The 12,585-nt window shown below is 65.9% G+C and carries 9 protein-coding genes and 3 pseudogenes; 3 read left to right on the top strand and 9 right to left on the bottom strand.

Going from position 1 to position 12,585, the window contains the following annotated elements; genetic code table 11:
• Positions 1-113 precede the first annotated feature (113 nt).
• From QRO93_RS00835 to mobH, 4 genes and pseudogenes are all read right to left on the bottom strand, one after another.
• Positions 114-1,580: pseudogene (locus tag QRO93_RS00835) on the bottom strand (chromosome partitioning protein ParB); the annotation flags it as partial.
• Between the two features lie 243 nt (positions 1,581-1,823).
• Positions 1,824-2,305, bottom strand: a pseudogene (locus QRO93_RS00830) (efflux RND transporter permease subunit); the annotation flags it as partial.
• A 92-nt stretch (positions 2,306-2,397) separates the two neighbouring features.
• Positions 2,398-3,594 (bottom strand): annotated as a pseudogene (locus QRO93_RS00825) (efflux RND transporter periplasmic adaptor subunit).
• 293 nt (positions 3,595-3,887) lie between these two features.
• A complete protein-coding gene (gene mobH, locus QRO93_RS00820; protein ID WP_003109768.1) occupies positions 3,888-5,735 on the bottom strand; it encodes a MobH family relaxase in 1,848 nt (615 codons plus the stop codon).
• Between the two features lie 315 nt (positions 5,736-6,050).
• Between mobH and QRO93_RS00815 the strand changes: the two genes are divergently transcribed.
• From QRO93_RS00815 to QRO93_RS00805, 3 genes are all read left to right on the top strand, one after another.
• On the top strand, positions 6,051-6,677 hold the full coding sequence (locus QRO93_RS00815) for an integrase (RefSeq protein WP_285303904.1): 627 nt from the start codon (positions 6,051-6,053) through the stop codon (positions 6,675-6,677).
• 12 nt (positions 6,678-6,689) lie between these two features.
• Positions 6,690-7,322, top strand: a complete 633-nt coding sequence (locus QRO93_RS00810) for an RES family NAD+ phosphorylase (protein WP_003090219.1) — start codon at positions 6,690-6,692, stop codon at positions 7,320-7,322.
• An 84-nt stretch (positions 7,323-7,406) separates the two neighbouring features.
• Positions 7,407-7,772, top strand: a complete 366-nt coding sequence (locus QRO93_RS00805) for a DUF3742 family protein (protein ID WP_003090216.1) — start codon at positions 7,407-7,409, stop codon at positions 7,770-7,772.
• Between the two features lie 11 nt (positions 7,773-7,783).
• Here the strand turns inward: QRO93_RS00805 and QRO93_RS00800 are convergent, their stop codons facing one another.
• From QRO93_RS00800 to QRO93_RS00780, 5 genes are read right to left on the bottom strand one after another with little or no spacing between them, the layout of a single operon-like run.
• Positions 7,784-9,304 carry a conjugal transfer protein TraG N-terminal domain-containing protein gene (locus tag QRO93_RS00800; RefSeq protein WP_003090214.1) on the bottom strand — a complete coding sequence of 507 codons (1,521 nt, stop codon included), beginning with the start codon at positions 9,302-9,304 and terminating at the stop codon, positions 7,784-7,786.
• A 13-nt stretch (positions 9,305-9,317) separates the two neighbouring features.
• Positions 9,318-9,677: a hypothetical protein gene (locus QRO93_RS00795; RefSeq protein WP_003090212.1), complete on the bottom strand. Its 360-nt coding sequence runs from the start codon at positions 9,675-9,677 to the stop codon at positions 9,318-9,320.
• A complete protein-coding gene (locus tag QRO93_RS00790; RefSeq protein ID WP_003109770.1) occupies positions 9,674-11,068 on the bottom strand; it encodes an integrating conjugative element protein in 1,395 nt (464 codons plus the stop codon). Before QRO93_RS00790 ends, QRO93_RS00795 begins: the two co-directional genes overlap by 4 nt.
• Before the next feature lie 9 nt (positions 11,069-11,077).
• The gene (locus tag QRO93_RS00785) at positions 11,078-12,028 is read right to left on the bottom strand and encodes a TIGR03756 family integrating conjugative element protein (protein ID WP_180878746.1); all 951 of its coding nucleotides are present in this window, start codon (positions 12,026-12,028) and stop codon (positions 11,078-11,080) included.
• Entirely contained in the window at positions 12,025-12,471 is a 447-nt protein-coding gene (locus tag QRO93_RS00780) for a TIGR03757 family integrating conjugative element protein (RefSeq protein WP_003109772.1), read from the bottom strand. The genes QRO93_RS00785 and QRO93_RS00780 overlap by 4 nt, the downstream gene beginning before the upstream one ends.
• Positions 12,472-12,585: the final 114 nt, after the last annotated feature.

Genomic DNA, 12,585 nt, shown 5'->3' with positions numbered 1-12,585 from the left:
AGGGCGGAACGGCCTGGGCGCGGTGCTGATCGCGGTTATTCCTTCGTCTCGATGCGCCACCACACAAAGCGAAGCGCCCCGGTCGAGGCCGGGGCGCTTGCCTTCGGCGCGGGTCAAGCGGCCAGTGCCTCGGCGGGTTCATCCGCCATTGCCTCGGTATCCTCCGGGGCGTCCTGCTCCGGGCCTTCTTCCTGCGCGGCCTCCTGCGGGCCTTCGGCCTTGAAGATGGCGGGCATCCAGCCGGTGCCATCGGCCAGCCGCTCGGCCTCGCTGGCAATGTCGGCCTTCTTGAGCTTCGTCAGCCGGGTGACGAATTCCGGTGCAAACGCGCCCACGGCATCCAGAATCACGGCCTTGGAAACGTGCTTGAAGTAGCCTTCTGCGGTCGGCTTCCACCATGCGGCCATGTCGAGGCCCACGGCCTGCGCCAGTTCTGCGCCGGGCTGGTGCGGCGTGGCACGGGGCGTCACCACGTCCACCGTGGAAGCCACGCACACGGCCAGCAGCCGCACCAGTTCGTCTTGCGACTTCGCCAGCAGCGCGGCGAACAGTTCGGCGCTGTCCTCCGGCAAGGCTTCCCCGGCTACCTGTTGCAGTTCGCGCAGCGCCACAGCGGCGGGCGACTCCGGCCAGTCCGGGGCCATGCCTTCCAGCCGGTCTTGCACTTTCAGGCTCACGCCCAGCGGCAGGTCGTGGCCGTGGTAGCTGTCCTGCAAAACCTTCTGCACCATGCCATGCACCAGCGCGGCCAGCGCGACGTGCGGATGCCGGGCCACTTCGATTTGCAGCGCCGCCGTGCGGTGGGCGCTCAACCGCTGCGCCAGCTGGTCGGACAGGCTCGCGGCCTTGGGCGGGTCGTCGGCGTCCTCGTGCTCCTCGTTGGCGGCTTCGCCTTCGGTGCTGCCGAAGCCGCGCCGCAGCTTTTCCAGCGTGCGCAGCGCCTTGGCCTCGGCTTCGCGCAGCAGGCCGCGATGAATAACAGCCTCGCCGTTGCGGTCGATGGTGACGATGGCACCGGCCACCTCGCGCACTTCGGGGGCGTAGCCTTGCAAGGCATTCTCCGCGTCTTGCAGTTCTCCGACCACCTGATCGCGCCGCTGTTCCAGCTTCTCGGCCTTGGCCTCGTCCTCGGCGTCGCAGGCTTCTTCCAGTTCGGCGTCGATCTTTTCGAGGCGGGTTTCCAGCGAGGCGATGCGGCGGGCCTCGCGGGTGGTCGGCTCGCGGCGGTGGCGCGGGGCGTTCTGGAACGCCTGCCGTTCCTCGTAGGCCAGATGCGGCACGGCCTCCACCCATGCCCAGCCCTCGGCGCGCACGTCCTCGGCCAGCGTTGCCAGCTTGTCGCGCACGAGCGTTTCCAGCACTGCGGTATCGGTGAGGTAGGTTCCGGCATCGCCTTCCGCGAACAGGTCGCGGCGGATGCCGCCGCCTGCCTGCCGGTAGGCGTCCAGCCCGACGAAGCGCACCAGCGCGTGCGCGGCGTCGATTTCGCGCTCGGTCAGGCGCTCGCGCAGCTTGGACGGGCTGCGCTGCCATTCCGGCGCACCATAGAACGTGGCTTCCTGCGCGGCGTGGTCGTCGGCGAAGGGACACAGCAAGACCGCCCCCTCACGCCACCCACGCACGCCGGTTTTCGGCAAGCGGAGCGCGCAGGCACGGATCAGCGAGCCGGGCCGGAGGCGCCAGCGATGGAAGCCCGACAGGGGCGAGACTCGCGCAGCGAGGCTCAATGCGCAGCACGACAGCGCGACGGCGGCACGCCGGGACGCCCGACTGCTTGGGACAGGACTACTCGTTGTCGGTCTTGCGCGGCTCGATGTGCAACTGTCCTTGACGTGCAGCCGGGCGTAGTTGCGAAGGTACAGCGTGTCGTACTGCTTATCGGGCGATGTCAGGTGCACCACCATCAGGAAGGCGGGGGACTGCTTTTGGACGGTGATGCCCTGGCGCACCACATCGCGGGCAGCCGGGCCTGAGCCTGGGCGACGCGGTTTTGTACCCGCACCGTCGCGTCATCGGCGTTGATGCCAGAACGGAAGGTGACCGTGGTCACCAGCACGCCGTCGGAGCCGGCGACAGACTTGATGTACATCATGCCTTCGACGCCGTTGATCTGCTCCTCCAGGGGTGTCGCCACGGTCTCGGCAATCACCTTGGGGTTGGCGCCCGGATACACGGCGCGCACCACGACCTTGGGATATTCGCTGATCGGCAGCGCCGGGATCGCGAGCAGGCCCGAGACGAAGATGACGATCGACAGCACAGCCGCGAAGATCGGCCTGTCCATGAAGAACTTGGAGAGGTCCATGGGCTAATACCTTGAAAGGAGTCCAGGGGGAAGCGCGCCGCGCCGCTCGTTGTGTGATACGTCCGATCGGTGGCGCGCTCCGGCGTGGTGCTTCATTTGGTGGCGGACGCGGGCGCCGCAGCAGCCACCATGGGCACCGCCGTGGCCTGCACAGGCATGCCCGGCAAGAACACCTTCTGCGCGCCGTTGACGATCACGCGGTCGCCCGCCGCCAGCCCCCCTCGCACGATGCGCAGCCAATGGGAACTGCCACCCAGTTTCACATCACGTCGCTGCGCCAGTCCATCCTTGTCTACGATGTAGACGTAGTTACGGTCGTGGTCGGTCAGCACCGCCTTGTCGTCGATCAACACGGCCGAGAATTCGCCGCTGCCGACCAGTCGCACGCGGGTATAGAGGCCCGGCGTGAAAACGCGATCCTTGTTGTCCAGCACCGCGCGCACGGCGATCGTGCCGCTGCCCCGGTCCACCTGGTTGTCGAGGAAGTCCACCGTGCCGGTGTGAGAGAAGTCCGCCTTGTCCGCCAGGGCGATCTGGACCGGCAGCTGGCCGCCTCGCTCGCTGGGGCGCTCTCCCTTGCGCGCCATGCGCGAGTAGCGCAGGAACGCCTTCTCATCGGCCTCAAAGTAGGTATAGACCCTGTCCTGGAACACGATGGTGGTTAGCACACTGGCTGCATCGCTGGCGGCCACCAGGTTGCCTGCGGTAAAGCGGGCACGGCTGGCGCGCCCGTTGATGGGCGAGCGCACTTGGGTCCTCTCCAGGTTCAACTGCGCCGTCTCCACCGCAGCCTGCGCGGCCTGCACCTCAGCCTGCGCGGACTCGTCAGCGGCGCGGCGCTGCTCCCAGGCCTCGGTGGAGACAGCCTGCTGCTCGACCAGCACCTTGGCACGTTGCGCCTCGCTTCTGCTGCGGCCGGCTTCGCTGCGCGCCCGGGTCAATTGCGCCTGGGCCCGGGCCAGTTCCGCGCGGTAGCTTCGGGCATCGATCATGAAGAGCACATCGCCCTTCTTGACCTCGTCTCCTTCGCGATAGGCGACCCGCTCGACGTAGCCAGACACCCGTGGGCGCAGCTCGACGCTCTCGATGGCTTCGATGCGTCCGTTGTATTCGTCCCATTACGTGATGGGCTTGATCTCGACCTGCGCGACGCTGACTTGCGGCGGCGGTGGATGGCCTCCGGCGCCAGCTCCGGCGTTCTCTTTACAACCTGCGAGCGCCATCGCGCTGAGGGAGATCAGTATCCAAAGCAGGCGCACGCCGCGAGGGTCGGAGCTGGAAGTCGTCATCTGAACAGGTTCCGTGGTCAGGTCGTAAAGCGAATGAAGCGAGCGCGATCGCGCTGCACGCTGTCCCCTGACGCTGCTTTCTTGGCAGCGCAAGACCATGAGCGACAGATGCGGCAGAGATCGAATCCCGTTGGTTGTCGGCTTCTCGTCTCGTCGCAGAACGCGCGCGCAAACCGACCTCGGCGGCATTACAAAGCCTCAAAACTTGAGGTCAAGCGATATCGACGTTCTGATTCGCGCCGTTGCGGATTGGTCCGCCGCGTCGCATTTTTGGACGGCTCTTGAGCCGCCGGTTACGCGAGAAGTGACAAGTAAGGATTGTTCGGTGGTGGCTCTGCGAACAGGAGCCGAACATCGTGCAATAGATAGCCATACAGGCGGCGGGACTTCCTGGGGCCTGTGACATCGCACGTCCAGATGTTCAGGCCCCTGGGCTTTTTGCGATGCAGTTGCAGGCGCTCGAAGCGCTTTTGTACCCATTGCCAATCCTGCTGGTTCTCCTGCTTGGCGAGAGTCCCGACCTGGGGGTGTTCTTGTGCGTAGCGTTGGAATACCCCGGGGCTGACCAGGTAGGCCGTGTCGCCCACCGTATGCACGAGCGCCTTCGCGTCGTTGATGACCAGCCGGCGGGTAGCGATACCTTGTTTCAGCCACGCCATGAAGTGCTCGCCCGATGGCTGCGCCGACGAGGACGTGGGCACCGGCGCTGATGACGGCACGGGCACCATCGAGGTTGGCGGTGGCGTTTGAGGGCCAGCGGCGGGTGCGTCGCCCGAGACGGCTTCCGCATCCTGTTGGGGAACAAGCAAATCGCCGATTCCTACCATCGCCAGCAGGTCCTCCATGACATCGGGTGCGGCTTGTGCGGCAGGCAAGTGAACCGGAGTCGCGGCGTCGACGCCCTCCCATGGAAGGGACTCTTGATCGTCGGTGGCTGGCTTTGCCGTCATTGCCGGCGAGGGCACCAAGGCATCGGCATTGTTGGGTGCCGGTGTCCCGTCGATTGCCACTGCCCCTGCGAAGGGCGCTGGCCGCTCTCCAGACTCCCAAATCAGCGCGGGAGCGAGACGCAGCAGGGTGAATGAGTGGGACCAGCCAGTCGTGCTGGTCACGGTCGCGCGCCAGACCGCCTTGCCGTCCGGCGTCGGTTGCAACATGCCGTGATCCTGCAGCACGTTGAAGACGGCGGTGTTGCTCGCGGGGATGCCGTCGACGCCTAGTGACAGCAGGTGCGCACGCAGCTTGTCCGAGACCGTCTTGCTTACCAGCCACAAGGCATCCTCGGTGATCCAGCCATCGGAGGCTTCCGGCTGGTTCAGCTTCAACTGTTCCTTGAGCAGGTAGCGCAGCCCGTCGAGCAACTTGCGCTGCAGCGCATGCTTGTGTGCAGCCATGGCGCGGGCCGGATCGCCGCCCAGTTCCTGGGCCACCGAAGCCCGGTCGGCCTGCACGACAAGTTCGCCCAGCACGCCGGCGCGCTCGTACTGGCCGGCCAGGACGTAGAGCAGCGGTCCCCACAGGTCGGGATAGCCACTGAGCCAGTCCAGGGCATCACGGTCGAGCAGTTGACGGTAGAGTAAACCTGTCGCGGCGCTGTGGAGCCGATATTCCCGATCGTCGCGGTAGCGGAAGCGGTATGGCTGGTGCAGCGGGCCGTGCCAGGGGTGCCACAGCGAGCCGTCGGACAGTTCGACGTGCAGATCGACGGCGATCTTGCCGATGTCGTGCAGCAGCGCGGCATAAGCGACTGCGGCAGTCCAGGCTTCAGACTGCGCCGCCTGGTCTTCGGGACTGCCGCCAATGGGCAGCAGATGGGACTGCCGCAGCTTGAGCGCATAGGCGACGATCTCCAACCCGTGATCCAGCATGCCGCCGGGGTAAGCGTGGTGATGGCTTTCCGATGCGGGGAATTGTTGGACCAACTCGGCGTAGTGCTCCAGCGGCGTGCGGTATAGGGTGGCGAACTGCCGCCGCGACAGCGACGTGCGCTGCCAGATGTGTTCCAGCAGCTTCTGCCGGCGCGGTGTTGCCAGCAGCGATGCGGCCGATTCGGGCCGCAGCAACCCTTTCGGGAGGTCGGTGGCGGGCGCTGGCGACGGGGCAGCGACCGGGGGCCGTTTTCGCTGGAACAGGGAGAGCATGCGGGTGTCCTCTGGGGGGCCGGCCGGGAGGCCTTTTCGCCTTTTCGAGGTAGGGCCTTTCCCCTTGCACCCCATTCCCTTGCCGTTTCGGCCCTTTGGCCTTTAACCGTTTCGGTATAGCCGGGCCTGGGTTGCGTCTCCAGCGTCAATGTGGAACCCGCACGAATGGATTGGACGGAGACCTGGCGCTGGCCCCTGCCTATGCTGCGGGGACGCTACCCCCGGCAGGTAGGCTCTCGCTCAGGCGACTAAGTTGACAAATGCGACAAGGGCAACTAGAGTGAATCCTGTCTCAAACCTGCTTGGGAGATGACCATGCCCACCGCCATTGAATTCATTGCCGATCGTCTGCCGCGCGTCACCGTGGAGGACGTGCGCCGTTTCGCGGATACCGTTGAAATCCGGGATGCGCCGGCTTTCGCGGCCGAGTTGCAGGCGTTCATTCACGAGCGCGTGGAGGCGGTAAAACTGCCAGCCAACCTCGAAGGCGAAACGGTGGAGCAGGCCCTGGCGCGCAAGGCGGCCGCGCTGCGCACCGAAACGCGCTGGACCCCGACTGAAACCGACGTCCAGCGAGGCCGCGCCGTGTTGCTGGAATCCTTCAACCAGCCGCACAACCTGCCGATCCCCGAGTACGCCAAGCTGGCGGACAAGTCGCGCCAGCAGATCTACAAGGACATCCTCGCGCGCCGGCTGCTGGCGCTGAATGTGGGGCCGCGCGGCCAGAAGCTGCCCGACTGGCAGCTCGACCCGCTGAAGCAGCAGTTGACCCAAACCGTGCTTCAAGAGGTCGAGGGCATCGACCACTGGACGATCTACCGCGCACTATCCGAACCGCTCGAAGGCTTGGGCGGACGCTCGCCGGTGGATGCGGTGACGCATGGCACAATCGATGACGTGGCCGAAGCGGTGTTCAACGTGCTGGGCGTCCAGGTGCATTGAGGCAAGACCGCCATGAGCCGCGAACTGCCCTTGTTCTTGATCGATGCGGGTGAACTGCTCCAGCATGTGAGCCGCGTCGTCTATCGGGGCAGCCCGCTGTACTATGGCCGCAGCGGCACCAATCGCTACGACGACCCGGCGCGGACCTACGGCGTGCTCTACCTGGGCCGCGACCTGTCCACGGCGCTGATGGAGTCGGTGTTTCACAAGCACCAGTGGCTGGCGGACGAGAAGCGCTCGATTGCGCTGAAGGAAGTCGAGAGCCGGCTCGTGCGGGCCGTGGGGGTCCTGGACGACGTGCGCTTGGCCGATCTCACGGCCGAGGGTGTCATGGCGGGTTACTTCGGCCTGAACCTGGAACAGTTGGCCAGCCGCGACTACACGCACACGCAGCAGGTGTCCGCCCAGGTGCATGCGATGCTCGGCGATGATGGCCAGCCGCTGTTCGACGGGGTGCTCTATCCGTCGCGCAACAACTATCCCGCCAAGAGCATCGCCCTGTTCGAGCGTGCGGCAGCAAGAGTCGGCGTTGTCGATGACATCGACCTGGTGGACCATGTGGACTGGCCGCGCTTCGTTGCCACGTATCGCGTCGGCGTGGAGCCTGATCCCGGGCCGGTGGAACCGGATGACGAAGCGTCCTGAAGCGGCAAGAGAGCACATTGAAGCCCCAAACAGAATGAAATGGACCAAACTGGAATAGGCATCCCTCTGTAGCAGGAGACGACCATGAACACCACGACCCGCATCAGCACCGCAGAACGCCTCGGCCGCACCTTTGGCCGCGGATGGCGCGCCTACGCGCGCGGCGAACGTCGGGCGTCGAACTGGTTGGTGTCCAAGGGGGTGCCGGCGGCCGTTGCCACCGCGCTCGTGTGGGTGGTCAAGCTGTCTGTGGTGGGATTGCTGCTCTACGTTGCTTTTTGGTTCGCACTCGTGTTGTTGGGCGTCGTGGCGGCGGCGTGGGCTGCTGCTGCCAATACCTCTGACGAGGACGAGTGGCCTTTCACCGATCTCACAGAACTGCGCAAGACACCGGGCTACGATCCCAATCTGTACAACGATACGTCGCACGAGTTGTACACCGACGACTGACGGACTCCGGGCTACTTCAGCTTGCCTCCCGTGAGTGCCCCAGCCCCCTTGCCCCCGGCTTGGCCGGCGCTCTTGCTGCCGTCCGACAACCCCTGAATGGCATGTCCCGCCCGAATTCCAACCCAGGTCAGGCTTGCCAGCCAGAATCCTGGCAGCACCAGGAACATCGTGCCCGCGACGAACATCAAGAGCATGTCGCCGAACGCATTGTTCAGCCCCACCAGCGGGTCGAAGTTCGTGTGTGGCCGGTTCCAGCCAAAGCCCCAGCCATAGAGCGCATCGAGGATAGTGCTGTCGATCCAGCGAGCGAGCTGGAACCAGAAATCCACGAAGAACAGCGCGAATTGCACGACGCTGACCGTGACGACCGTCTTCAGGTCATAGGTGCCCACGACCAGCACGAGCGGGATGCAGATGACCAGCGCCATCTTGAGCAAGGCGAGGACCATGGGTAGAGACTGTCTCACGACGTCCATGGCGGGAAACGCGGCAATCGCGCCGACGGCCATCCCAACGTCTCCCGTGGCCCGTGTCACGATGTTCGGCAAGGTCTTGTCGATCTGGCCTCCGTAGTCCGTATAGACGCTGCCCTGGTTCAACTTCTGCTGCCGCGGTGACGCGATGGCTCGGATCACCGAGTCGTCCACCTCGGCCCGGCTCAGGAACCCGGCCCAGCCCGCCAGGCGACTCAACAGGCTCGGGTCCACCTGACCCAGCAGGCGTGCCCGCAGGCCGTTACTTCCATCGCTCCACCACTGGCGGCAGGTCGGGTAGCCGCCACCGCTGGCCACCTGCGCAAGCCCTGCGTCGCGGGTGCTGTCATAGGGCCAGTCCTCGCGTGGGGTGCTGGAACGGTATGTGTCGTAGTAGCCGTTCGTGTCGGTGAAGAACCGCGATCCGATCCAGGTCACGTCGTGCATCTGCTGCTCATCGAGCTGAGGGCGCTGCATGAACAATTTGGCCCGTGCAGGCCCATAGCAATCCCGCGAGAAATCCGCTACTTCCTGAGCCAGCACCGGGTCATCGATGCGCGTAGCGTCGATCTCCATGCGCATCTGCCGCAGGTCCGTGCCGCACGGGATCGCTGCCACCGAAGCGCCCGTGACGGCGCGCGAGAGCGCGTGCATGAACGCCCACCACACCGGCACCTTCGCCGACTGGTTGTTGATGGTGCTGAAGGACTGCGACCAGCCGGTATCCCCGGGCTGCGCCACGCTGACCTGGCACTGGGCCGAGCGCGAGCTGTCGTACTGGATGGTGTTCAGGTCCACGTCGATGAACGGAATGCCGGCGAACATCACCACCACGATGGCGACGAAGACCCGGTTCTCGATGCGGGCGGCGCTCAGCACGCCTTTGTTGCCCTCGTCGGCGCCTTCCGCACGGGCCTTCAACCACTCCTGCACGATGATGGCGACGAAAGGCAGCGCGAATACCCCGCTGGATACGAGGACCGCCCAGATGCCGTTGTTGACGATCCAGGACACGAGGGTTAGGTAGTACTCCAGGTAGTCGGTCGTGAAAAGCGTCATGGCCTCGATCCCCTCAAGCGGCCTGCATCAACAGGCTGGCTTCCAGCGCCACGATGGCAACAATGCCGGCGACCTCAGCGCGAATCAGCCGGCGTCGGGCCAGCGTGCTGTCCTCGCGCGCCAGCAGCCGCCGCCGCATCCAGACCCAGCCGCAGGCCGTCGCCCCGTACAGGAACAACCGCCACACGAAGAAGTAGCCCGATGCGGCCGCGAGCCACCGCTCCCAGCCGGCCACGCTGCCAACGAGATAGATGCCGGCGATGTTGGCGCCCACCGCAGCGGCGACGATCACGGCCGCCCACAGCAGTGCTTTCGCCGCACGCCGGCTGATGAGCCAGCGCAAGGGGCGCCAGGCCATGCGCTCCGCGCTCATGGCCGGCCTCCCGGATTGCCCTTCTGCAACTGGTCGAGGCGGTCGGGCACCGGATCGCCCTCATAGATGCCGCGCGAGCCTGCCGCGCGCGTGCCATGGCGCTGGATGATGGCCATCGGCGAGTTGTTCGCCAGCTCGCGCCGCAGTTCAAGTTCGGTCTTGAGGTTGCGGATCTCCCGGTCGAGCGTGTCGCTCTCGTGGTTCACGGCCTCGACTGCCAACTCGTTGGCTGCCACGTTGGGCTCTTTCTTGCCGGTGAGCAGCGTGCGCTGGAGCAGCAGTGCCTTCTCCAGCACCGACGAAAGCGCCACCTCGGACGCGAGGCGCCGCGCCAGCAGGTCCTGGTCCGGCTCGTCGCGCAGCGCCTCGATGACGCCGCGCGTGATCGGCAGCGACGTGCTGCCGGCCTCGCGCAAGTTCTCGAAGGTGGTGTTGCGCACGCCGGAAACCAGTTCCTGCAAGACTTCCAGCTTGGCTTCGTACTCCTCCTGGATCAGCGGCGTCAGCCCGACGCCGGGCACCGTCTCGGTCTTGGTGCAGGAATCGCACGTGCGCTGCACCTGTTCCCCGAGGACCCGGGTGGCCCATTCGGTCGCCTGCTGCGGCGACGTCCAGGTCTGGCAGGACAGGCTCGCGCAACTGGTGGACGCGATGGAGGATGTGTCCGTCACGCCGCGCCCGTTGACCAGGTTGTAGCCCGCGCGGGTGACGTCGCCGACCACGCGGATGGCGGACTGGCCTGCGCCACCGGCATTGCTGCCGCCCACCCAGGGAAGGCCGTCGTTGCCGCGGCGCGTCTCGGCCTGCTCGACGGCCGACACGGCATCGTTGCTGCCAACCGCGTCACGCAAGGCCATGCCTTCGGCCATCTGGCTCCAGCCAAGCTGGCCACCCGCAGTCTCGGCCATCTTCTCCGCCATGGCGCGGCACGTCAGCTTGGAGCGGTCGAAGTCCAGCCGCGCCTGCAGCACGCCGTTGGTCAGCAGGTTGTACAGGCCCGGATCGGCGCGCTGAATGATCAGCGCCGGCAGCGATGCAACCGCGCTGGTCGCGCTCTGGATCACGTTGCTCATGATCTGCTGAAAGCCGTTCGTGATGCCGTTGAGCTGATTGCGCAGCGTGGTCTGGATGCTCATGTCGCCGCAGATCAGGTTGCTGTTCCACCCCACGCCGACCCCGATGGAGCGCATGCCGGCCGCGCGGCCCATGGACACCGCACTGCCACCGCCGATCGAGTACATGACGTCATCGCCGAGGACGGGGCCGCTGTTCTGGTATCCGACCTGCGCCCACGCCAGGCCGCAGACCAGAGCGAGCGGGCCGGCCAGCGCCTTCGGGCGCAGCAGGCGGCACGCCTTGGCGGAAAGGTTCATCGATTCAGGACGCTTCATCGTGGCACCTCAGAGGAAATCGACGCTGCCCAGGAACACCTGCCCGCGGCGTTCGCAGCACGCATAGGGACGCCACAGCGCCCAGGCGTAGTCGCCTTGTTGGGCCTGGGTCAGCGTGCCGCTGTGCGGGAACACCACGCAGGTGTTGGACAGGCGCGGCGTCAGCTCCTGCCACTTGCCCGTAGAGGCATCACCCTCCATCAGCGCGCCGGCCGGCCAGTAGCCGTCGCGGGCGTTGGCAAGCAGCGGCTGGTACACGTGGATCTGCCCGCGGCGCGTGACGACATCACCGGCGCGCTGGGCCACGACGGCCCCGGATTTGTAGTCATCGGTCTGATGCAGGAAGCCGCCGCGCGGATAGACATTGCCCCAGAGGTTCATCGTGGTGCGCGCACCGACCTCGCGCATGCCCGGAATCAACGCCTCCGGGTAGGCCATTTCAGGCACGTTGTAGCGCCAAGCCAGCGTGTCCAGGGTGCTGAGTAGATACGGCATGAAGGCCGTGCCCGCGCCTTGGCAGAAATAGCCCGACGACGATGCGAACTGGTTGAATACCTCGCCGCCAGGATGGCCGATGACATCGCTGTTCTTGATTTTGGCGAGGTTGTTTTCGTGGTCTTCGTTCGTGGTCCCATCCCCACCTGCCTGTGCGGATGGGTTGGGCGTGCTCATCGCCTGCACCTCGACCCAGGGGTTCTCTCCGGTGTTGCTGTAGCTGGAGACGACCGCATCGGGCACGTAGTGCCGGACCTTGGTGGATGTGCGCACCGTGCAGCCCGTCCAGGTGCAGTAGAGCCAGTAGCAGATGCCCACCACCCGGTACTCCAGGCAGTCCGGCGACATGACGGAGGACACGATGGTGGCGGTGTTCAAGGCGTAGCTGCCCGTGGCGCTGATCAGCAGCAGCGAGGCCACGGCGACGCGCAGGCGGCGCAGCAGGTCGAATGGGCGATGGGTCACGGCTGCGTCCTCCGGTGTTGCTCGATGCGCGCGACGGCCCGGGCCACGTCCGGCTCGCCATAGACCACAAAGCGTTGATCCACCACGACGGCCGGGATGGTCGTGACACCCAAACTCCATGCGTCGGTGACGCCCTGGTAGGCGGTGCCGATGCGGCGCTGAAGATCGGTGCCGCCTTGCTTCAGGCGTTGCCGGACGATGGCTGCTGCCCGCTCAGGGTCGGCTGGAAGATTCGCGGAAAGCTCGGCCTCGATCCGGGGCGTTTCGCCCAACTCGATCAGTCGCTCGCCGCCCATGGTCTTGACCGGGTGGCGGCTGTCGGTGACGACCACCACGTCGGCGGCGAAGGTGGCCGGGCTGAACACCGCCAGAGACGTCGGCAGCGCCACGGCCAGGCCAAGGGTTCGCCAGCCTGGTGCGAACCGGGTAAAAGCTGCTGGCATGTCATGTGCCCCGGAAGTTGATCAGGGCCATAGTCAAACGCCGAACCCCAGGCGGCCCCAACAAACAATGCGCATCGCGGCCACCCCGCATACCTGCTTGCGTCGCCGCAAAGA

The organism is Stenotrophomonas maltophilia group sp. Smal17 (assembly GCF_030237045.1).
Lineage (GTDB): Bacteria > Pseudomonadota > Gammaproteobacteria > Xanthomonadales > Xanthomonadaceae > Stenotrophomonas > Stenotrophomonas forensis.
Note: the sequence above shows the minus strand (reverse complement) of the source record. Positions and strands in the feature narration are given on the sequence as shown.

Coding starts and splice junctions, on each gene's coding strand:
- QRO93_RS00800 (WP_003090214.1), bottom strand. CDS start 9,304: ATGACGCTTTTCACGACCGACTACCTGGAGTACTACCTAACCCTCGTG.
- QRO93_RS00790 (WP_003109770.1), bottom strand. CDS start 11,068: ATGAAGCGTCCTGAATCGATGAACCTTTCCGCCAAGGCGTGCCGCCTG.
- QRO93_RS00795 (WP_003090212.1), bottom strand. CDS start 9,677: ATGAGCGCGGAGCGCATGGCCTGGCGCCCCTTGCGCTGGCTCATCAGC.
- QRO93_RS00780 (WP_003109772.1), bottom strand. CDS start 12,471: ATGCCAGCAGCTTTTACCCGGTTCGCACCAGGCTGGCGAACCCTTGGC.
- QRO93_RS00805 (WP_003090216.1), top strand. CDS start 7,407: ATGAACACCACGACCCGCATCAGCACCGCAGAACGCCTCGGCCGCACC.
- mobH (WP_003109768.1), bottom strand. CDS start 5,735: ATGCTCTCCCTGTTCCAGCGAAAACGGCCCCCGGTCGCTGCCCCGTCG.
- QRO93_RS00815 (WP_285303904.1), top strand. CDS start 6,051: ATGCCCACCGCCATTGAATTCATTGCCGATCGTCTGCCGCGCGTCACC.
- QRO93_RS00810 (WP_003090219.1), top strand. CDS start 6,690: ATGAGCCGCGAACTGCCCTTGTTCTTGATCGATGCGGGTGAACTGCTC.